The sequence below is a fragment of the Sphingomonas sp. genome (assembly GCF_019749955.1).
Lineage (GTDB): Bacteria > Pseudomonadota > Alphaproteobacteria > Sphingomonadales > Sphingomonadaceae > Sphingomonas.
In genome coordinates, this window is sequence record NZ_JAIEPC010000031.1 from 39,974 (window position 1) to 58,146 (window position 18,173).

23 protein-coding genes and 1 tRNA gene are annotated in these 18,173 nt (G+C 64.6%); 7 read left to right on the forward strand and 17 right to left on the reverse strand.

The genetic code is table 11. The features are described 5' to 3' along the window. Positions 1 to 50 precede the first annotated feature (50 nt). The 4 genes from frr to rpsB all read right to left on the reverse strand — a co-directional run bounded on the left by frr (position 51) and on the right by rpsB (position 3,339). Entirely contained in the window at positions 51 to 608 is a 558-nt protein-coding gene (frr, locus tag K2W81_RS08790; protein ID WP_294103430.1) for a ribosome recycling factor, read from the reverse strand. A 1-nt stretch (position 609) separates the two neighbouring features. Further along, positions 610 to 1,338: a UMP kinase gene (gene pyrH / locus K2W81_RS08795; RefSeq protein ID WP_294103432.1), complete on the reverse strand. Its 729-nt coding sequence runs from the start codon at positions 1,336 to 1,338 to the stop codon at positions 610 to 612. A gap of 136 nt (positions 1,339 to 1,474) precedes the next feature. Further along, positions 1,475 to 2,410, reverse strand: coding sequence for a translation elongation factor Ts (tsf, locus tag K2W81_RS08800; RefSeq protein ID WP_294103434.1), 936 nt, complete (start codon positions 2,408 to 2,410; stop codon positions 1,475 to 1,477). An 89-nt stretch (positions 2,411 to 2,499) separates the two neighbouring features. After that, complete coding sequence (rpsB, locus tag K2W81_RS08805; protein ID WP_294103436.1) at positions 2,500 to 3,339, reverse strand: 30S ribosomal protein S2; 840 nt, start codon at positions 3,337 to 3,339, stop codon at positions 2,500 to 2,502. A gap of 253 nt (positions 3,340 to 3,592) precedes the next feature. On the opposite strand from rpsB, the gene K2W81_RS08810 reads away from it, so the two are divergent. Further along, a complete protein-coding gene (locus K2W81_RS08810; RefSeq protein ID WP_294103438.1) occupies positions 3,593 to 3,814 on the forward strand; it encodes a hypothetical protein in 222 nt (73 codons plus the stop codon). A gap of 50 nt (positions 3,815 to 3,864) precedes the next feature. Here the strand turns inward: K2W81_RS08810 and K2W81_RS08815 are convergent, their stop codons facing one another. Continuing rightward, positions 3,865 to 4,593 carry a phosphatidylserine decarboxylase gene (locus K2W81_RS08815; RefSeq protein ID WP_294103440.1) on the reverse strand — a complete coding sequence of 243 codons (729 nt, stop codon included), beginning with the start codon at positions 4,591 to 4,593 and terminating at the stop codon, positions 3,865 to 3,867. Between the two features lie 171 nt (positions 4,594 to 4,764). On the opposite strand from K2W81_RS08815, the gene K2W81_RS08820 reads away from it, so the two are divergent. After that, positions 4,765 to 5,985 carry an NADP-dependent isocitrate dehydrogenase gene (locus K2W81_RS08820; protein WP_294103442.1) on the forward strand — a complete coding sequence of 407 codons (1,221 nt, stop codon included), beginning with the start codon at positions 4,765 to 4,767 and terminating at the stop codon, positions 5,983 to 5,985. A 20-nt stretch (positions 5,986 to 6,005) separates the two neighbouring features. Here the strand turns inward: K2W81_RS08820 and K2W81_RS08825 are convergent, their stop codons facing one another. Together K2W81_RS08825 and K2W81_RS08830 are read right to left on the reverse strand one after the other, a co-directional pair. Beyond that, a complete protein-coding gene (locus tag K2W81_RS08825; RefSeq protein WP_294103444.1) occupies positions 6,006 to 6,233 on the reverse strand; it encodes a hypothetical protein in 228 nt (75 codons plus the stop codon). Positions 6,234 to 6,292: 59 nt separating this feature from the next. After that, positions 6,293 to 7,249, reverse strand: coding sequence for an NYN domain-containing protein (locus K2W81_RS08830; RefSeq protein ID WP_294103446.1), 957 nt, complete (start codon positions 7,247 to 7,249; stop codon positions 6,293 to 6,295). A 142-nt stretch (positions 7,250 to 7,391) separates the two neighbouring features. Between K2W81_RS08830 and K2W81_RS08835 the strand changes: the two genes are divergently transcribed. Beyond that, positions 7,392 to 9,161, forward strand: coding sequence for a cation:proton antiporter (locus tag K2W81_RS08835; protein WP_294103448.1), 1,770 nt, complete (start codon positions 7,392 to 7,394; stop codon positions 9,159 to 9,161). Here K2W81_RS08835 and K2W81_RS08840 read toward each other — a convergent pair. The 3 genes from K2W81_RS08840 to K2W81_RS08850 form a co-directional block, all read right to left on the reverse strand. Continuing rightward, on the reverse strand, positions 9,158 to 9,853 hold the full coding sequence (locus K2W81_RS08840; protein WP_294103450.1) for a class I SAM-dependent methyltransferase: 696 nt from the start codon (positions 9,851 to 9,853) through the stop codon (positions 9,158 to 9,160). The two genes, K2W81_RS08835 and K2W81_RS08840, sit on opposite strands and share 4 nt — an antisense overlap. 48 nt (positions 9,854 to 9,901) lie before the next feature. Continuing rightward, positions 9,902 to 9,976 (reverse strand) — tRNA-Gln (locus K2W81_RS08845). Between the two features lie 64 nt (positions 9,977 to 10,040). Then, entirely contained in the window at positions 10,041 to 11,162 is a 1,122-nt protein-coding gene (locus K2W81_RS08850; protein WP_294103469.1) for a branched-chain amino acid aminotransferase, read from the reverse strand. A gap of 67 nt (positions 11,163 to 11,229) precedes the next feature. On the opposite strand from K2W81_RS08850, the gene K2W81_RS08855 reads away from it, so the two are divergent. Further along, a complete protein-coding gene (locus tag K2W81_RS08855; RefSeq protein WP_294103452.1) occupies positions 11,230 to 11,709 on the forward strand; it encodes a helix-turn-helix domain-containing protein in 480 nt (159 codons plus the stop codon). A gap of 156 nt (positions 11,710 to 11,865) precedes the next feature. Here K2W81_RS08855 and K2W81_RS08860 read toward each other — a convergent pair whose 3' ends face one another. The 7 genes from K2W81_RS08860 to K2W81_RS08890 all read right to left on the reverse strand — a co-directional run bounded on the left by K2W81_RS08860 (position 11,866) and on the right by K2W81_RS08890 (position 15,896). After that, the gene (locus tag K2W81_RS08860) at positions 11,866 to 12,657 is read right to left on the reverse strand and encodes a pyrroline-5-carboxylate reductase dimerization domain-containing protein (protein WP_294103471.1); all 792 of its coding nucleotides are present in this window, start codon (positions 12,655 to 12,657) and stop codon (positions 11,866 to 11,868) included. A gap of 13 nt (positions 12,658 to 12,670) precedes the next feature. Then, on the reverse strand, positions 12,671 to 13,174 hold the full coding sequence (locus K2W81_RS08865; RefSeq protein WP_294103454.1) for a YbjN domain-containing protein: 504 nt from the start codon (positions 13,172 to 13,174) through the stop codon (positions 12,671 to 12,673). A gap of 106 nt (positions 13,175 to 13,280) precedes the next feature. Beyond that, positions 13,281 to 13,532, reverse strand: a complete 252-nt coding sequence (locus K2W81_RS08870) for an accessory factor UbiK family protein (RefSeq protein ID WP_294103456.1) — start codon at positions 13,530 to 13,532, stop codon at positions 13,281 to 13,283. Between the two features lie 19 nt (positions 13,533 to 13,551). Continuing rightward, positions 13,552 to 14,106 carry a TspO/MBR family protein gene (locus tag K2W81_RS08875; RefSeq protein ID WP_294103458.1) on the reverse strand — a complete coding sequence of 185 codons (555 nt, stop codon included), beginning with the start codon at positions 14,104 to 14,106 and terminating at the stop codon, positions 13,552 to 13,554. A gap of 91 nt (positions 14,107 to 14,197) precedes the next feature. Next, positions 14,198 to 14,941 carry a TlyA family RNA methyltransferase gene (locus K2W81_RS08880; protein ID WP_294103460.1) on the reverse strand — a complete coding sequence of 248 codons (744 nt, stop codon included), beginning with the start codon at positions 14,939 to 14,941 and terminating at the stop codon, positions 14,198 to 14,200. A gap of 53 nt (positions 14,942 to 14,994) precedes the next feature. Next, the gene (locus tag K2W81_RS08885) at positions 14,995 to 15,453 is read right to left on the reverse strand and encodes a transcriptional repressor (RefSeq protein WP_294103462.1); all 459 of its coding nucleotides are present in this window, start codon (positions 15,451 to 15,453) and stop codon (positions 14,995 to 14,997) included. Positions 15,454 to 15,506: 53 nt separating this feature from the next. Further along, positions 15,507 to 15,896: a MerC domain-containing protein gene (locus tag K2W81_RS08890; RefSeq protein WP_294103473.1), complete on the reverse strand. Its 390-nt coding sequence runs from the start codon at positions 15,894 to 15,896 to the stop codon at positions 15,507 to 15,509. A 203-nt stretch (positions 15,897 to 16,099) separates the two neighbouring features. Here K2W81_RS08890 and K2W81_RS08895 point away from each other — a divergent pair, with 203 nt between their 5' ends. The 3 genes from K2W81_RS08895 to K2W81_RS08905 form a co-directional block, all read left to right on the forward strand. Beyond that, positions 16,100 to 17,098: a COX15/CtaA family protein gene (locus K2W81_RS08895; RefSeq protein ID WP_294103475.1), complete on the forward strand. Its 999-nt coding sequence runs from the start codon at positions 16,100 to 16,102 to the stop codon at positions 17,096 to 17,098. Continuing rightward, positions 17,067 to 17,906: a hypothetical protein gene (locus K2W81_RS08900; RefSeq protein ID WP_294103464.1), complete on the forward strand. Its 840-nt coding sequence runs from the start codon at positions 17,067 to 17,069 to the stop codon at positions 17,904 to 17,906. Before K2W81_RS08895 ends, K2W81_RS08900 begins: the two co-directional genes overlap by 32 nt. Before the next feature lie 125 nt (positions 17,907 to 18,031). Beyond that, on the forward strand, positions 18,032 to 18,173 hold a 142-nt coding region (locus K2W81_RS08905), incomplete at its 3' end, for an uL13 family ribosomal protein (protein WP_294103477.1).

The window sequence follows — 18,173 nt, forward strand, 5'->3', positions numbered from 1 at the left end:
GCCCGTGGCCGTGGCGCTGCTCGCGCCGGGCGCCGGGGCCGAAGCCGCGCTCACTTGCCGAGGATTTCCTTTTCCTTGGCGGTCGCCGCCGCATCGATTTCGGCAATCGTGCTGTCGGTCAGCTTCTGGACTTCGGTTTCGTGGCGCTTGCGCTCGTCTTCCGAATAGACGCCTTTCTTCTCGTCGGTTTTCAGGCTTTCCATGCCGTCGCGGCGCACGTTGCGCGCGGCGATCCGGGCTTTTTCCGCATATTGCCCAGCCAGCTTGGCGAGTTCCTTGCGGCGTTCCTCGGTCAGATCGGGGATCGGGATGCGCAACGTCTGGCCGTCGACGATCGGGTTAAGGCCAAGCCCCGCCGAGCGGATCGCCTTGTCGGCAGGCCCGACGCCCGACTTGTCCCAGACCTGCACCGACAACAGCCGCGATTCGGGCGCCGACACGGTCGCGACCTGGTTAAGCGGCATGTGCGAACCGTACACCTCGACCATCACCGGGTCGAGCAGCGACACGCTCGCGCGCCCCGTGCGCAAGCCGCCCAGATCGCCCTTCAGCGCTTCGACCGCGCCGTGCATGCGGCGTTCGAGATCGGCCTTGTCATAAGCGGCCATGTCAGTTCTCCGGCTCGTTGTGGACGATCGTCGCTTGCCCGTCACCGCGCAGGACCGAGGCGAGATTGCCTTCCTCGCGGATGTTGAAGACGACGATCGGGATATTATTCTCGCGGCACAGCGCAACGGCGGCCGCGTCCATGACCTTCAGATTGTCGGAGAGCACGCGGCTAAAGCTCAGCGCTTCGTAACGGTGCGCGCCTTCGACCTTTTTCGGATCGGCATCATAGACGCCATCAACGCTGGTGCCCTTGAACAGCGCGTCGCAGCCCATTTCGGCGGCGCGCAGCGCAGCGGCGGTGTCGGTAGTGAAAAAGGGATTGCCCGTGCCCGCCGCGAAAATGACGATCCGGCCCTTTTCCATGTGCCGGATCGCGCGGCGGCGGATATAGGGTTCGCACACGCTGGCCATCGGGATTGCCGACTGCACGCGCGTTTCGATGTTGATCTTTTCGAGCGCATTCTGCACCGCAATCGCGTTCATCACGGTCGCGAGCATGCCCATATAGTCGGCGCTGGTCCGGTCGAAGCCCTTGGCCGCGCCCGCGATGCCGCGAAAGATATTGCCGCCGCCGACGACGAGGCACAGCTCATGCCCGGCGGCCTTTGCCGCAGCGACTTCGCCCGCAACGCGGTCGACGGTGGCGGGGTCGATCCCGAACTGGCCCGATCCCATCAGGACTTCGCCCGACAGCTTGAGCAGAATGCGCTTGAAATGCGGGATGGTCATGGGTCCGTCTTGGGGTCCAACTTGCAAGGCTTGGGCGGTCAAAGTGGCGCGGACCTTATGCGCGGGGGCACGCGAAGGGAAGGGCGGATAAACCGCCCCTCCCCCATTTCGTCGTTACCGCGCCGCCGCGCAGGCTTTAGGCAGTCGGCTGTGGCACGCCTGAGGCGGCAGCGACTTCGGCGGCGAAATCGCTGACTTCCTTCTCAATGCCTTCGCCGAGCTGGAAGCGGACATAGTCCTTCAGCACGATCGACTTGCCCGCGTCCTTCGCCGCCTTGGCGACGACGTCGGCGATCGGGGTCTTGCCGTCCATCACGAACAGCTGGCTGAGCAGCGCATTTTCCTTCGCGAACTTCTTGATCGCGCCGTCGACCATCTTTTCGATGATATCGGCGGGCTTGCCACTTTCGGCTGCCTTTTCGGTCGCAATCGCGCGCTCACGCTTGATCACGTCCTGATCGAGGCCGCTTTCGTCGAGCGCGAGCGGGAAGGCTGCCGCAATGTGCATCGCAATCTGCTTGCCGAGACCCGCGAGCAGATCATGGTCAGCATCGCTTTCGAGCGCGACGAGCACGCCGATCTTGCCGAGGCCCGGCGCCGCCGCGTTGTGGACATAGGGCACCACGGCGCCCGCCGACACTTCGAGCCGACGCGCACGGCGGATCGCCTGATTTTCGCCGATCGTCGCGATATTGGTGGTCAGCACTTCCTCAACGGTCTTGCCGCCGAGATGCGCTGCCTTGATCGTGTCGAGCGAGTCGCCGAGTTCGAGCGCGACCGAGGTCACGTCGCGAACGAACGTCTGGAACTGTTCGTTCTTGGCGACGAAATCGGTTTCCGAATTGACTTCGACCGCAGCACCCTTGGTGCCCGACACTTCGACGCCGACGAGGCCTTCAGCGGCGGTGCGGCTCGACTTCTTGGCGGCAGCAGCGAGGCCCTTGGCGCGCAGCCAATCCATCGCGGCGTCCATGTCGCCATTCGCTTCGGTGAGTGCCTTTTTGCAATCCATCATGCCCGCGCCGCTCTTTTCGCGCAGATCCTTGACGGCAGCGGCTGTGATATCGGCCATGGTATCAGTTCCTTTTTGTACGTCGGATATGGTTGCGGGCGAGGGAAGGCCTGCGCCCTACCCCGCCCATATGTCAGTTCTGCGACGGCTTACGCGTCGAGCTGTTGCTCGCCTTCGAACGCCGTTTCAGCATCGGTCGCGGCAGCCGCATGTTCGGGGTCAGCGGCTGGCGTCGGTACGTCGAGCGCGACTTCGGCGATCGGCTCTTCCATCGCGCCAATGTCGTTGCCAAAGCTCGCCTGACGGTCCTGGCCCCCGCGCGTTGCGGCAATCGCGATCGCTTCGCAGTAGAGGCGAATCGCGCGGCTCGCGTCATCGTTCGCCGGTACCGGGAAAGCGATACCGTCGGGCGAGACATTCGAATCGAGGATCGCGACGACCGGAATGCCGAGGGTGTTGGCTTCCTTGATCGCCAGCTCTTCCTTGTTCGCGTCAATGACGAACATCACATCAGGAATGCCACCCATGTCGCGGATGCCGCCGAGCGAGAGCTCGAGCTTGTCCTTCTCGCGCGTGAGCTGGAGTACTTCCTTCTTGGTGAGGCCCGTGGTGTCGCCTGCGAGCTGCTCCTCAAGCGTCTTCAGCCGCTTGATCGAGCCCGAGATCGTCTTCCAGTTGGTGAGCATGCCGCCCAGCCAGCGGTGATTGACGAAATGCTGGCCCGAACGGCGCGCCGCATCAGCGACGGGCTCCTGCGCCTGGCGCTTGGTGCCGACGAACAGCACCTTGCCGCCCGAGGCGGTCGAGGCGGCGACGAATTCGAGCGCGCGCGCGAACAGCGGCACGGTCTGCGACAGATCGAGGATGTGAACACCGTTGCGATCGCCGAAAATATACGGCTTCATCTTCGGGTTCCAGCGGTGGGTCTGGTGACCGAAATGCGCGCCGGTCTCAAGCAATTGCTGCATCGTGACGACAGGTGCCGCCATAAGTAGTTCCTTTCCGGTTGGTCCTCTGGGAAGCAGTAATCGACGTGGCCAAAGCCCCGACGACACCGGGATGTGCGCTTCCCATGCGGGATTGAGCGGCGGCGCTTAGCCTAGCCGTCCACACGAATCAAGGCTTGACATTGGTACAAAGATGGAACATTAAGGGTTCATCGTTGAAACACGGAACTGATTCGTGGGCGGCCGGTTACCGGCTGTCCGGGTGTGCGTTCCGCTGCGTGGAGTTTGGGCTATGATGGCATTGATCGGACTGATCCTTTTCACGGCGGCGCTGGGTGCGGTTGCCGGTGTGCTTGCACGCACGCTTTGGCCCGCGCTGCCGCGCATGGCCGCCCTGCTCTCGGGCACAGCGGATGCGACGGCGGCAGTGATTGCCCCGGTCGAGCGCCGCACAGTCCGGCGAGCTGTGTTGCCGCCGCGCGGTCAGGGCCAAAGCGCATGGCCGATCGCCGCCTGACCCAATAGCGCCGAGCACATCGTCGATAGAGAGGTCGATGGCGAGCGACGTTACTGCGCGATGCCGAGCGGGGTAACCCCGCCAACCCGGCCGATCACCGTCTCGCCCGCGACCGTGCGCTGACCAATCACCACTTGGCACGCGACATCGTCGGGCAAATAGACATCGACCCGACTGCCGAAGCGAATCAGCCCCACGCGCTGGCCGCTGGCGACGATATCGCCGGCCTTGACGAAAGCGACGATCCGGCGCGACACCAGCCCGGCAATCTGGGTGAAGCCGATCCTGCGGCCATCACGCCCTTCGACCAGGATATGCTGGCGTTCATTCTCGTCGCTGGCCTTGTCGAATTCGGCGTTGAGGAATTTGCCCGAAATATAGACGACCTGACGGATTGTGCCCGCGATCGGCGTGCGATTGATGTGAACGTCGAACACACTCATGTAAATCGAGACTCGGACGAACGCGCCCGTCCCGAGCCCCGTTTCACCCGCGAGCTCACGCGGCACCGGCATGCGTTCGATCATCGTCACCAGCCCATCGGCAGGCGCGACGATCAGGCCCGGGCCTTGTGGCGTCACGCGCACCGGATCACGGAAGAAGGCCGCGACCCAGATCGTCAGCCCGATCAGTGGCCAGGTGAGGAAACCCCAAAGGAAGAACGACAGGAACGCCGCTGTACCGGCGATCAGCACATATTTGCGCCCCTCGGGATGGATGTCCGGAAGACGCCAACTCGCGCTTGTCGCCCCTGTCGGCGGCTGGTCGTGTGGTGCCATAGGGGGAGCCTAACCACGCCATCACCGATATTCAACGCCCTTGCGGACCCGGCCGGACGCTTCGGGCGATGATAGGCGCTCATTCGGACACGGCGAGCGGTTGATCCCTGCCCGCCTTCATCCTAGACGCAGGGTCGTAATCCCCTCCCCACTGGACAAAGCGAGCAGTTGATGGCGAAGATCAAGGTGAAGACGCCGGTCGTGGAAATCGACGGCGATGAGATGACGCGGATCATCTGGCTCTGGATTCGCGAGCGCCTGATTCTGCCCTATCTCGACATCGACCTCGATTACTACGACCTCGGCATCGAGCACCGCGATGCCACCGACGACCGCGTGACCGTCGAATCGGCGCGTGCGATCCAGAAATATGGCGTTGGCGTGAAATGCGCGACGATCACGCCGGACGAAGCGCGGGTCGAGGAATTCGGCCTCAAGAAAATGTGGAAATCGCCCAACGGGACGATCCGCAACATCCTGGGCGGCGTGGTGTTTCGCGAGCCGATCGTGATTTCGAACGTGCCGCGCCTTATCCCCGGCTGGACCAAGCCGATCGTCGTCGGCCGCCATGCGTTCGGCGACCAATATCGCGCGACCGATTTCCGCGTCCCCGGCCCCGGCAAGCTGCGGCTCGTGTTCGAAGGAGACGACGGCACAGTCATCGACGAGGAAGTGTTCCAATATCCGTCCGCCGGCGTCGCGCTCGCGATGTACAATCTCGACGATTCGATCCGCGATTTCGCGCGCGCGTCGATGCATTATGGCCTCAACCTCGGCTGGCCGGTGTACCTGTCGACCAAGAACACGATCCTCAAAGCCTATGACGGCCGCTTCAAGGACATTTTCGCTGAAGTTTTCGAGGCCGAATTCAAGGACAAGTTCAAGGAAGCTGGCATCGTCTATGAGCATCGTCTGATCGACGACATGGTCGCCAGCGCGCTCAAATGGCACGGCGAATTCGTCTGGGCGTGCAAGAATTATGACGGCGACGTCCAGTCCGACCAGGTCGCACAAGGGTTCGGCTCGCTCGGTTTGATGACCTCGGTGCTGCTCACCCCCGACGGCAAGACCGTCGAAGCCGAAGCCGCGCACGGCACCGTCACCCGCCACTTCCGCCAGCACGAACAGGGCAAGGCGACGTCGACCAATCCGATCGCGTCGATTTTCGCCTGGACCGGTGGGCTCAAATATCGCGGCAAGTTTGACGATACGCCCGAAGTGACGGCCTTTGCCGAAACGCTCGAACGCGTGTGCATCGAAACGGTCGAAAATGGTCACATGACCAAGGATCTCGCGCTGCTGATCGGCCCTGATCAAGCGTGGATGACGACCGAGCAATTCTTCGAGCAGGTTCGGGTCAATCTCGAGACGGCGATGGCCACGGGCGGCTGAACCACCGCGATTGAGGCTGCTCAGCCCGCCGCGTCGTTGCTCTGCGGCGCGGGCTCGGGCTGTGACAGGCTGAGCCATGCGCTGATGACCCGCTCGGCCGCCGCGTCGAGCACGATCCCGGCTGCATTCGCGCGCTCGATCAGACCGTCACGAAAGGCTTCGCCAATTTGCTTGGCGGTCGGCGGGGTCGCGCTGTCGAGCGGGGCGCCGCCGAATTGGGCTCCGCGAACCACGAAACTGACGGCCATGCGCGGGACCGTTATCCCGTCTTCGGCGAGCATGTCGCGCGACCAGCGCGTCGATTCGGTCAGGTTGAAGCTGAATTCGGCGGCGTAGCGCGCGAGAATCGTGAACAGCGGCTGCCAGCCTCCTGCCGCAAGCGCGGCAGATCGAGCAGCCGGACCAGCGTCATGACGGGCTCGGGGATGCTGCCGTCGCCGACGGCCGTTTCGCTGGTAGGCGGCGCGGCATGGCGGACCTCGTCCCACAGCAAATGCTGAGACAGGCGGACGTTGGGCAGGTTCAACAGCCTGACCGCGCGCGTAAAGCTGCCCGCACCAAACCAATCGCTGTCGCGCGCGCCGCCTACCACCCGAAGCGCCTCCTGCGACAAGGTCGAAAGATTGAGCGGCTCAGTGCTTTCGTCATAGCGATTGCGGATGAAGGCGGCGAAGGCATCATGCGTGGCGTCGGGCGGCGCAACGGACTCGGTCAGTTGTTCGGGCTCCGGCCACAGGATCGACTCAATGCCTTCAAAACCGATGATCCGATCGGCGAGCGACGTATAGGCGGGCGACGCATAACCCGGCGAGATGATCGTAATGCGGCGGTCCTGCGCGCGAAGCCGGTGCAGCAACGGCGCGAAATCGGAATCGCCCGAGCCGATCACGAATTCCTCATACCCACAAGGACTCGCGAGCAAATCGAGCGCGTCGATGACGATGCGGATGTCGGCGGCGTTTTTGCCGGTGTAGGTCATCGGCGGGCAATCGATGACTTCGAAGCCCGCGCGCACCAGATCGGGGCGAAATCGCGAGAAATACAAGCGCTCGCCGGCCTCGGGTAGTTGCACCCACCCCGACGGATTGAGGTAACAGCGCGCCACCAGCCAACGCCGTCGATCGAGCGCCAGGTGCGATTCCGCCAATTGCGCCATCCATCGAAACGGGTCCGAGGCGAAGCGGCGCGCGGTTTCGCGATCGAGCTGCCACAGCGTCAGGAACAGATTGTCGAAGTCGATCAGGATCACGCTCTTGGTGGTCACGCGGGGTCCGATCCCTGATGAATGTATATGGTGATGATCTTACCGGAGCGGCGCGGCCACGACAACGTCACCGGAATGCCGGATCGACCGAATGAAGCCAGCGGTTGGCTGACAATTGCTATCTCGTGCGTTAGGCAGATTTATGGCGCTGGGACTGGATAACACGGGATTTTCCGACGCGCTCGTCATTTTGGGCGCGGCCGGGATCGTTATTCCCGCTTTTGCGCGGTTGAAGGTGAGTCCGGTGATCGGCTTCATCCTGGTCGGCGCGCTGGTCGGGCCGTTCGGGCTGGGGCGACTTGAGGCCGATTATCCGTGGCTCCATAATGTCACGATATCCGACCGCGCAGGCATCGAACCCTTCGCTGAATTCGGCATCGTGCTGCTGCTATTCTCGATCGGGCTTGAGCTGTCGTTCAAGCGACTATGGTCGATGCGCGCCGATGTCTTCGGGGTGGGCGCCGCCGAAATGCTGGGGTCAGGGCTCGTGATCGGTCTCGCGCTGCATCTGATCGGCCAGCCCTGGCCGGGTGCGATCGCGCTTGGGCTCGCGCTCGCGCTGTCATCGACGGCGCTGGTCGTGCCGATCGTCGGCGCCCATAGCGTCGTCGGGCGTGCGGCCTTTGCGATGCTGTTGTTTGAGGATTTGGCGCTGGTGCCGCTGCTGTTCGCGCTCGCTGCGCTTGCCCCTGGTCAGGCAAGCAATGGCTGGGCGTTGATGAGCTTGCTGGCCGGCGGGTTGCTGACGGTGGCGGCAATGTTCGTTGGCGGGCGGGTGCTGCTGCCGCGTCTGTTCGCGCAGGCCGCGCGCACCAAAAGCCCCGAGCTGTTTCTCGCCGCCGCGCTGCTCGTCGTGATCGTCGCCAGCCTTGCGACGAGCGCGGTCGGGCTATCGCCGATTGTCGGCGCGCTGCTCGCCGGGCTGCTGATTGCCGAAACCGATTATCGCAGCGAGGTCGAAGTCATCACCGCGCCGTTCAGGGGACTCGCGCTCGGCGTATTCCTGATCACGGTCGGCATGGGGCTCGATCTGCCGCAGATTCTGGAGAATTGGGGCGCGCTGCTGCTCGCGGTCGCAGGGGTGGTGACGATCAAGGCACTGGTGACCTTTGGCCTGCTGCGGCTGCGCGGGCAGCGCACGCCGGTCGCCGCCGAAACCGGCGTGCTGATGGCGAGTCCTTCGGAAACCACGCTGATCGTGCTGGGGGTGGCGCTGCAAGCTGGCCTGATCCAGCCGAGCACGGCGGGCTTCTGGCAGACGGTGACGGCGATCGGCCTGACAATCACCCCGCTACTCGCCCTGCTTGGGCAATTGTCGGCCAAGCTGATCGAGCGCGGCGAAGGCGGCGACGCCCCCGAAGCGCTGATCCCGACCGAAGGGCCCGGCACCGTCATCATCGGCTTTGGCCGCGTCGGACATATGGTCGCCGAGATGCTGCAAGCGCATGGCAAGCGTTTCGTTGCGGTCGAGGCCGATATCGATGCGGTCACGGCGGCGCGGAAAGAAGGCTTTCCGGTGATCTACGGCGATGTCGCGCGCGCCGAACTGGTCGACCGGCTTAATCTTGGCAAGGCCGATGCGCTGATTCTGACGATGGATGATCCGGTGCTGACGGTGCGGCTGACGCGGCGGGTGCGCGGCTGGGTGCCCGACCTGACAATTGTCGCGCGTGCCCGCGATGTCGACCATGCCGCCGAGCTGTACGCTGCGGGCGTAACCGATGCGGTACCCGAAACGCTCGAAAGCTCGCTGCAATTGGCCGAGGCGGTGCTCGCCGATCTGGGCGTGGCGATCGGGCCGGTGATCGCGTCGATCCACCAGAAGCGCGACGAACTGCGGCAGGAAATCAAGCTGGCAGCGGGTATCGAGCGGACGCCCCGCCTGACGCGGACAAGCGCGCGGCGGCCTTAGGGCTTTTGCCAGACCATCATCATCGCATAGGGCGCCCGGTTGTATTTCTCGGCGAGGTCCGCAGGGCCGATCATCGGTGGCTCGTCGAAGGTGCTCAGGGTCAACCCTTTGGCTAGCAGCGCCTGCATGTAGAAACTCATCGGACGGTGCCAGTTCTTGATACGAATACCGCTCCACTGCGTCCACACGCTCCGCACGGACAAGTAATCGTCGATCACATAACCCCGGCGCCCGTCGGCAAGCGTGCTCCATCCGGCCTCCAGCCCGGCGGTCGCAAAGCCATTGAGGTTCGCGATCAGCAGTGTCCCGCCCGGCGCGAGCACCCGGACCATCTCGGCCAGCGCGCCGCTGGCATCCGGAATGTCGATCAGCGAGAGGTAGCTGACGACAAGATCGAATTCGCCATCGGCAAAGTCGAGCGCTTCGCCTCGGCCGATGTGATAATCTCCCGCCGGATCACGACGGCGCGCTTCGGCAATCAGCGTTTCGGTTGGGTCGATCCCGACCGCGTCGATCCCCTCCGCGCGGAGCATCCGGCAGAAGCGCCCTTCCCCGCACCCGACATCAAGCGCACGGGCGTGGCCCCGCGCGGCGGCAAGCATCGGCGCGTCGAGGACATATCGGCGCGTCTTGTCGCCCAGCGCCCCCTGCGAGGCGATCCACGCTGCCGCTGACTCGTCCCATCCGTCCATGATGTCACGCGATCCTTGGGTCGAAGCCGGGCGACCAGAGAAAGGAGTTGGCTGGGGCGCCAGGATTCGAACCTGGGAATGGCGGCACCAAAAGCCGCTGCCTTACCGCTTGGCGACGCCCCAACGCGAGCGGGTGCCCTTAAGCGAGGCCGTGCCGCATGAAAAGCCCCCTCTTGGGGCAGGTCGCTCAATCGAGCCGGACGTGCCAGCCATAGGGGTCGGGCGCGTGGCCGAGTTGGAGGTCGACCAGCGCCGACCGCAGCGCGCCCGTCACTTGCCCCGGCCCGCCGCTGCCGATCGTGAAGCGATCATCGCCGAGCGTCATCGATCCGATCGAGGTGACCACTGCCGCTGTGCCGCAGGCAAACGCCTCGACCAGCCGACCGCTCCTGGCATCGGCCTGCGCCTGGTCAATCGCATAGGGCGCCTCGCGCACCACCAGCCCGCGGTCGCGCGCGAGCGTGATCAGCGAATCGCGGGTAATGCCGGGCAGGATCGTCCCGCCGAGTGGTGGCGTCAGCAGCGAACCATCGTCGAACACGAAGAAGACGTTCATGCCGCCCAGTTCCTCGATCCAGCGGCGCTCGGTCGCGTCAAGGAACAGCACTTGATCATGCCCGCGCCGCGTCGCTTCTGCCTGCGCGATCAGGCTCGCGGCGTAATTGCCGCCGCATTTGGCGGCGCCGGTGCCGCCGGGCGCGGCGCGCGTGTAATCGGTCGAGACCCACAGCGACACCGCTGGTGCCTCGCCCTTGAAATAGGCGCCGACCGACGAAGCGATCACCGCGAAGATATATTCGGATGAAGGCTTCACCCCCAGAAACACTTCGCTCGCGATCATGAAGGGGCGCAGATAGAGCGCGCCGCCGGGGACGCTGGGGATCCAGTCACGCTCGGCGAGGACGAGCGCCTTCACCGCATCGACGAACATCGCCTCAGGCAGCGGCACCATCGCCATGCGTTCGGCGGAGGCGCGGAAACGCGCGGCATTGGCATCGGGCCGGAACAGCGCGGCGGCGCCGTCGTCGAGGCGATAGGCCTTCATGCCTTCGAAGATTTCCTGCGCATAATGCAGCACGGCGGTCGACGGATCGAACGACAGATTCTGGCGAGGGCCAAGCGTTGCGTCGTGCCACCCTGCGCCCTCGCTATAGCGGATCGTGACCATGCGATCGGTAAAAACGCGCCCGAAGCCGGGATTTTCGAGGCGCGCCAGCCGCACGTCATCCGGCGTCAGCGCGGGATGGGTGACCACCGCAAAGTCAGTCGCGCCGGGCGCACGGCCAGAGGAAGCGGGCGTGTCGAGCATGTTGGTCACCAGCGAGATTTTGTTCCGAAGGCTTGACCCCTTAGGCGAACCGGCCAATCTCGGCAACATGACCGCCCCCGCCGCCTCTGCCCTGTTTCTGCGCGAAGCCGAGGTGCGACGCGGGATCGAATTGCTCGCCTTTGGCCATGCCGCGCTGCTGCGCGCGGGCGACGAATTGCTGGCCGAACAGGGACTCGGGCGCGCCCATGCGAGGGCGCTTTATTTCATCGCGCGCCAGCCCGATTTGACGGTGACGCAATTGCTGGGGTTTCTGGGCGTCACCAAACAGTCGCTCGGGCGGGTACTGGGCGAACTCAGCGACCGCGCGCTGGTCGAGACGCACCCTGGTTTGCGCGACCGGCGTCAGCGGCTGCTGCGGCTGACGGCGGCGGGTCAGGCGCTGGAGGGCGAGCTGTTCGAGCGAATGCGCAGCAAGCTTGCGGGCGCTTACGCGAGCGCGGGCCAAGGCGCGGTGGGCGGTTTTTGGGCCGTGCTCGACGGGTTGATGGCGGCGGAGCAAAAGCGGTTGATGGCGACGCTCGATTAGCGCGGTCGAAACCTGCGTTGAGCAAATTGCTCCCGTTCGCCCTGAGCTCGTCGAAGGGCTGTTCTTCTTGTCCGAGCGCTTCGCAAAAGAAGGACGGTGCTTCGACAAGCTCAGCACGAACGGATCACGTGTCATCCTACCCTTAGCAGCGTCAGCCTATCGCGCCGCGGCTGCCATCTCCGCATTGCGCGCGGTGGAGGCTTCGAGCGTTGCGGTGAGCAAGCGCACCAGCGCGGCGTTATTGTCGAGCACATCCAGCCCCTTGCGCGTCGATCCGCCGGGGCTGGCGACACGGTCGGCGAGCATAGCGGGCGGCGCATCGGCAGCAGCCGCCAGCAGTGCCGATCCCTCAACGGTCGCGAGCGCCAGCCGCGCCGCCTGATCGGCGGGGATGCCGAGCGCGGCACCTGCCGACGTCATGGCGTCGATATAACGGTAGAGGAAACCCGGGCCGCTGCCGGCCAGCGCTGTGACGGCGTCGAATAAGTCAGGCGCGACCCATTCGACGAGGCCGAGCGGCGCCATAAGGCTTGAGACCGCGTCGCGAACTGTCGGATCGGTGGTTTCCGAATGCAGCGCCACCACGCCCTTGCCAATGCCGACCGGCAGATTAGGCATCGCCCGGACGATCGCGCCCGCCGAAAAGCGCCGTGCAATCGCGGGTTCCTCAACGCCTGCCAGAATCGAAACCAGCAGCGGCACCCCGGCGATGCGCGCGCCATGCGCCGCCGCGACCTCATTGATCTGCTGCGGCTTCATCGCCAGCAGTACCGCATCGGGCAGCGGTCCCTCGGGCAGGCTCCGGGCCTGCGTCACCCCATCGGGCAAGGCGCGATCGGTACGGTTGACGACAGCAACGTCGCTGGCCGCCAGCGTCCCGCTCGCCAGCCACTGGCGCAGCATCGCGCCCGCCATATTGCCGCAGCCGACCAGCCAGAGGCGGCGGATCACGCCCCGCCCATCACGCTTCGCCCTGAGTCTCGGTCAAGGCCGCTGCAAGTGCTTCCTTGGGGCTTTTGCCGCCCCACAGCACGAACTGGAACACGGGATAGAAGCGCTCGCACTCGTCGATCGCCGATTCGATGATCAGTTCGGCCGCCGCCAGCGACATCGTGCCGCCATCGCTGCCGTCGATCATCGCGGCGTGGCGATAAAGCAGGATGCCGCTCGAAGACCACAGCTCAAAATGGCCGACCCAGAGTTGCTCATTGATCAGCCCGATCGCTTCGTAGATCGCAACACGGCGTTCGTCAGTCACGCGAATGTCGGGGAAGGCCAGAAACTGGAGAACGCTGTCTTCCTCGCGCCATAACGCGCGCAGCTCATATTCGGTCCAGCTGCCCTTGACCTGCGCCACGACCTCATCGTCCTGACGGTCATAGCTCCAGCCGTGGGCGGCATAATAGCTTTCGAGCATGTCGATCGGCGCGGCGTCGTCGCGGTCGTCGTCCACTTCACTCAGCATTGGTCAACGGTTCCTTAACATCGCTCCGTAGCAGGCGTGGCAAGGCGTCCCGCGTGCCGCAAGAGCATTCGCGGGAGCAGCAGCCAGAATCCTGTGGAAAAGGCCCTCAGTTGCCGCCCTTTGCGGCTTCGAGCGCGTCGAGCCGCGCGCGCAGTGCCTCGGCTTCGTCGCGCGCCGCCGCAGCCATTGCCTTGACCGCATCGAATTCGTCGCGGCTGACGAAGTCGAGCCCGCCGATCCATTCCTTGGCATGCGCCTTGGCGCTGGCTTCGGCTTCGCGGCCCATGCCCGCCAGCGTGCCCGCCGCGCCGTTCAGCAGCTTGGAAAGATCGTCGAACAGGCGGTTTTCGGTTTGCATGATGGTTGTTCCTGAAATGTCACTCGATAATCTGGGTGCTCGACGCGCCGGGCGCAAGCGTCTCTGCCTGCGGGTTGAGCACGCCGATCTGCCACGTCAGATAGCCCGCGAAGATGATCCACGCCAGATAGGGGAGCATCAGCGCCGCTGCCGCGATCCGGATGCGCCCGAACAGCAAGGTGGTGACGAAAGCCGTCAGGAACATCGCCGCGATCACGATCAGCGCGCCGGTCACCATGTGCAGCCCGAAAAAAACGGGTGTCCAGGCAAGATTAACGGCGAGTTGGACGAAGAACATGATGATCGCGGGCACGCGCCAGCGCGAGCCGCGCGCATGAATGACCATCGCCAGCGCGATGCCAAGCAGCACATAAAGGATGCTCCAAGCGACCGGGAACGCCCAATCGGGCGGCGTCAGCTCCGACTTGACCAAGGCAGCATACCAGCGATTGACCGAGCCGACGGGCACGCTGCGGGCCGACAGGAATCCCAGCAGCAGCACGAACGGCACCGTCACCACTGTCCAGCGCAGAAAGGCCAGCCGCAATTGTCCTTTGGACGCTATTTCCCGCACGAAACCTCCATTTCGGATCAATCAGCCGCGTTTCGTCGGCACCCCACCCTGCTTATGGCACGAACCCGACGCGCTACCACTCGATAATCGGCTATTGTTGCACGGGTGCAACCGCCGCGATGAGAAATTCGACATTGCCTTCGGGGCCGGTGATCGGGCTCGGCGTGATACCGACGACGCCCCACTGCTGGCTGACCAGCCACGCCGCGACCGAAGCGCAGACGCGGTCGTGCACGGCGGGATCGCGTACCACCCCGCCGCGCCCGACCTCATCGCGCCCCGCTTCGAATTGCGGCTTGATCAGCGCCACCAACCGTGCGGCTGGCCGTGCGAAACCGAGCGGCACTGCCAACACCTTGGCCAGACTGATAAAGCTAGCGTCACACACGATCAGGTCGACGCTTTCGGGAATATGCGCCGCCGTCAACACCCGCGCGCTGGTCTGTTCGTGGACGATCACGCGGCCGTCCTCACGCAGCTTCCACGCGAGCTGGTTGGTCCCGCTGTCGACCGCATAAACACGCGCCGCGCCACGGTTGAGGAGCACATCAGTGAAGCCGCCGGTCGATGATCCGACGTCGATCGCCACCGCACCCGTCACATCCCAGCCAAAATGGTCGAGCCCATGCGCGAGCTTGACGCCACCGCGTGAGACCCAGGGATGATCGCGCCCACGCACATCGATGTCGGCATCCTCGGCGACGGTCTGGCCCGGCTTGTCGATTCGGCGAGTGGCGACAAAAACCAGCCCCGCCATCACCAGCGCCTGTGCCCGCGCACGGCTTTCGGCGAGGCCGCGCTCGACAATCAGCTGATCGATCCTGACCTTGGCCATCCCCTCTCCTGCCCGCCTAAGGCGATTTGCGGCGCGAGCAGGCGTGAATCAGCTCAGGCGCAATCGGCGCATTTGCCGCGCACTTCGATGACCGGGCGTTCGGGTGCAAAGCCCGCCGCGACGGCCGCTGAGCGCACGCCGCGCGACAATTTGTCGTCGTCGATGTGGACCGTCTGCCCGCAATGATCGCACACCAGGAAAATGCAGTCGTGCAGGCAATCGGGGTGCGCATTGGCGATATAGGCATTCGCGCTTTCGACGCGGCGGGCGAGATTGGCGGTCACGAACAGGTCGAGAATGCGGTAAACGCTGTTGGCGGCGACGCGCCGCCCCTCGATCTTCGAGACCGCATCGGCAATGTCATAGGCTGACGCAGGCTTGTCGAAGCTCGACAAGGCCTGGAAAATGCTCGCGCGCATCGCTGTCCATTGCTCGCCCGACCGCTCGAGCGTTGCCTGCGCGGCACTCGCGAGATCGGCACCGTGATGTTCGTGATGGAGATGATCGGCCATGGCTGCCAAGTTAGGCGCGGCTGCCTCCGGCGGCAAGCCGTGCGCCGCGACGATCAGTGGGTCGCGCGGTGATTGAGATCGTGGCCGAGCGCGAGCAGGCCGACGCCAATCAAAGTCCAGACCGTCTCCGACCCGCCATCATGCGGCAAGCTGATCGCGCCCGCCATCACGCCCAGCCCGAACGACCCGATTGCAAGCGGCATGACATAGCCGTGCAGAAACACGCCGCGCCCCAGCGCCACGGCGCCGAGCAGGATCGCAAATGACAGACCGACTTCGTGGATCAGCGGATTGAGCAGCAGCCCGCCCGCCGATGCCGCGAGCGCCACCAGCACGGCGCTGGCAAAACAATGCACCGCGCACAGCCCCGACAGGCCGATCGCCCATCGATCAATCCCGAAACGGGGAATCGGCAGGATTGAATGAGGGGCGGCATAATCCATGATGCGCCCCATGTGGCATGCCGACGATCAAGTTACAACATATCATCGCGCGGTTTGCAACAATTTTGACGACGTGCGTGCGCTGCGCAACACTGCCCCCAAGACCATAGCCTCTAGGACAGGTGACGCGTCGGCACCCCGGCGCTATGAGGCCGATCATGTTGATGCAAACCGCCGAAACGCTGCGCACCCGCCCCCGTGCCATGACGATCTGGCTATTCATCGTCGCGGCGATGATTGTCGCAATGGTGGTGATCGGCGGCATCACGCGGCTGACCGAATCGGGGCTGTCGATCACGCAGTGGAAACCGATCAGTGGCACCCTGCCCCCGCTCACCGACGCCGCGTGGCAGGCCGAGTTCGATAACTACAAGAAAATCCCCGAATATACCCAGATCAATCGCGGCATGACGCTCGACGGGTTCAAGGCGATTTTCTTCTGGGAATATGCGCACCGGCTGTTCGGGCGGGTGATCGGCATGGCGTTCGCGCTGCCGCTGCTGTGGTTCGCAATCCGTCGCCAGGTGCCGAAGGGCTATGGCTGGCGGCTGACCGCGATCCTCGCGCTTGGCGGGCTGCAAGGCGCGATCGGTTGGTGGATGGTGGCGTCGGGGCTGTCGGTGCGGACCGACGTCAGCCATGTGCGGCTGGCAGTCCATCTTATGACCGCGCTGGTCCTGCTGGCCGGGATTGTGTGGACTGCGCTTGATCTGCGCCAGCTTGACCGGCGGGCGCTTGCCCGTCCCGCCGCGATGCGGTCGGTCGCCCTGCTCGCGCTGGTGCTGCTGTTCGCGCAGATCATGTTTGGCGCGTTCACTGCAGGGCTCGATGCCGGTTACGCCTTTGCGAGCTGGCCGCTGATGGGGGATGCGTGGTTTCCATCGGGCACGCCGATGACCGATCCGACGTGGCGCAACGCGGTTGATAATCCCGTGGTGGTGCAATTTATCCATCGCTGGCTCGCTTTTGCCGCCGCCGCCGCGCTTGCCTTGCTCGCCTGGCGGGCCGCGCAAGCCGGGGCCAAGCGCGCGGCGTTGCTGGTGATGGGGCTGGTGGTGCTCCAGATCGGGCTTGGGATTGCCACTTTGCTCAGCGGCGTGTGGATTGTGATCGCGGTCGCGCACCAAGCGAACGCAGCGCTGCTGCTGGTAGCGACGATTTGGGCAGCGCATGCGCTGGGACGGCGTGGCACTGCGGCTTAACGCCTTACTGACCACGCTGCCGTTCGCCCTTGCGGCCAGCGCTGCCGACGCGCGCTTCCTGCCACCCGAAGGCAAGCCGCTGCGCCAGGTCTTGACCGAGGAGCGGATCGAAGCCGGCGCTAGCCAGCGCTACGTCAGCGAACGCGAGATCATCTTCATGCGCACGCCGGACGGTTATCGCGCGGATGTGATGATCGTCAGCGAAAGCCATGCCGCCGACGATGCCGGGGCGATGTTCGGCGCGGGGCTCGCGGCGTTAAAGGGGCAGACGATCCGCTTCGAGCTTGATCGCAACGGCACCATCGTCGCGATCGCCGATGAGGAAGCGCTATGGGGGCGTTTCTGCGACGCAATTGAAGGGATGGCACGCGGCAAGCGTCCGCTCGATGCACAGCGGGCGCGCAATGTGGCGGCGCTTGTCGCGCCTCTTCGCACGATGCCGCCTGCGCGGCGCCGTGCACTGCTCGGGTCGATGATCACCGCGATCATTGCCGGGCCGCGGGCCGATCGCCAGCCTGGGACCCAGCCAATCACCCTGCCCGCGCGCGACGCGACGGGGCCGACGATTGACCTGCCGGGCACTGAGGCGGTCACGCTCGGCAACGGCGCGTTGACGATTGAATCGACTGCCGAGGGCGATCTCAACCCGTCAGCTCATCTCATCGTCAAGCGCCGCGAAAGGGTCGATGCAGCGCGCGGCCTGATCCTGGAGACGCGGACGCAGCGCGACACAATCATCGGCACCGGTGCCACATCACGTCGGTCGCAAAGCACCGTCACCAGCGTGATTGCCTTCAAGGTATTCTGATACCCGTCAGCAAAGCCGCCCGAATGCTTGACTTTCACCCGTCCACGCGGCAATAGCGCGCCATCGACGCCGTTCCGCAGCCGGAGCGGCGCGTTTTGTTTCTAACGCGAAGAAGGTCCGGGCCCATGAAGGCGCTGATGAAGACCACCAAGTCGGCCAAGCCGCACGAAGTGGAAAAAAAGTGGCATATCGTTGATGCCGACGGCCTGGTGGTCGGTCGCGCGGCGACGATCATCGCCAATGTCCTGCGCGGCAAGCACAAGCCGA

Bases quoted from the DNA above. Each gene is read 5' to 3' on its own strand.
- frr (WP_294103430.1), bottom strand. From the start codon at position 608: ATGGCCGCTTATGACAAGGCCGATCTCGAACGCCGCATGCACGGCGCG.
- pyrH (WP_294103432.1), bottom strand. From the start codon at position 1,338: ATGACCATCCCGCATTTCAAGCGCATTCTGCTCAAGCTGTCGGGCGAA.
- tsf (WP_294103434.1), bottom strand. From the start codon at position 2,410: ATGGCCGATATCACAGCCGCTGCCGTCAAGGATCTGCGCGAAAAGAGC.
- rpsB (WP_294103436.1), bottom strand. From the start codon at position 3,339: ATGGCGGCACCTGTCGTCACGATGCAGCAATTGCTTGAGACCGGCGCG.
- K2W81_RS08810 (WP_294103438.1), top strand. From the start codon at position 3,593: ATGGCATTGATCGGACTGATCCTTTTCACGGCGGCGCTGGGTGCGGTT.
- K2W81_RS08815 (WP_294103440.1), bottom strand. From the start codon at position 4,593: ATGGCACCACACGACCAGCCGCCGACAGGGGCGACAAGCGCGAGTTGG.
- K2W81_RS08820 (WP_294103442.1), top strand. From the start codon at position 4,765: ATGGCGAAGATCAAGGTGAAGACGCCGGTCGTGGAAATCGACGGCGAT.
- K2W81_RS08825 (WP_294103444.1), bottom strand. From the start codon at position 6,233: ATGGCCGTCAGTTTCGTGGTTCGCGGAGCCCAATTCGGCGGCGCCCCG.
- K2W81_RS08835 (WP_294103448.1), top strand. From the start codon at position 7,392: ATGGCGCTGGGACTGGATAACACGGGATTTTCCGACGCGCTCGTCATT.
- K2W81_RS08840 (WP_294103450.1), bottom strand. From the start codon at position 9,853: ATGGACGGATGGGACGAGTCAGCGGCAGCGTGGATCGCCTCGCAGGGG.
- K2W81_RS08850 (WP_294103469.1), bottom strand. From the start codon at position 11,162: ATGCTCGACACGCCCGCTTCCTCTGGCCGTGCGCCCGGCGCGACTGAC.
- K2W81_RS08855 (WP_294103452.1), top strand. From the start codon at position 11,230: ATGACCGCCCCCGCCGCCTCTGCCCTGTTTCTGCGCGAAGCCGAGGTG.
- K2W81_RS08865 (WP_294103454.1), bottom strand. From the start codon at position 13,174: ATGCTGAGTGAAGTGGACGACGACCGCGACGACGCCGCGCCGATCGAC.
- K2W81_RS08870 (WP_294103456.1), bottom strand. From the start codon at position 13,532: ATGCAAACCGAAAACCGCCTGTTCGACGATCTTTCCAAGCTGCTGAAC.
- K2W81_RS08880 (WP_294103460.1), bottom strand. From the start codon at position 14,941: ATGGCCAAGGTCAGGATCGATCAGCTGATTGTCGAGCGCGGCCTCGCC.
- K2W81_RS08885 (WP_294103462.1), bottom strand. From the start codon at position 15,453: ATGGCCGATCATCTCCATCACGAACATCACGGTGCCGATCTCGCGAGT.
- K2W81_RS08890 (WP_294103473.1), bottom strand. From the start codon at position 15,896: ATGGATTATGCCGCCCCTCATTCAATCCTGCCGATTCCCCGTTTCGGG.
- K2W81_RS08895 (WP_294103475.1), top strand. From the start codon at position 16,100: ATGACGATCTGGCTATTCATCGTCGCGGCGATGATTGTCGCAATGGTG.
- K2W81_RS08900 (WP_294103464.1), top strand. From the start codon at position 17,067: ATGCGCTGGGACGGCGTGGCACTGCGGCTTAACGCCTTACTGACCACG.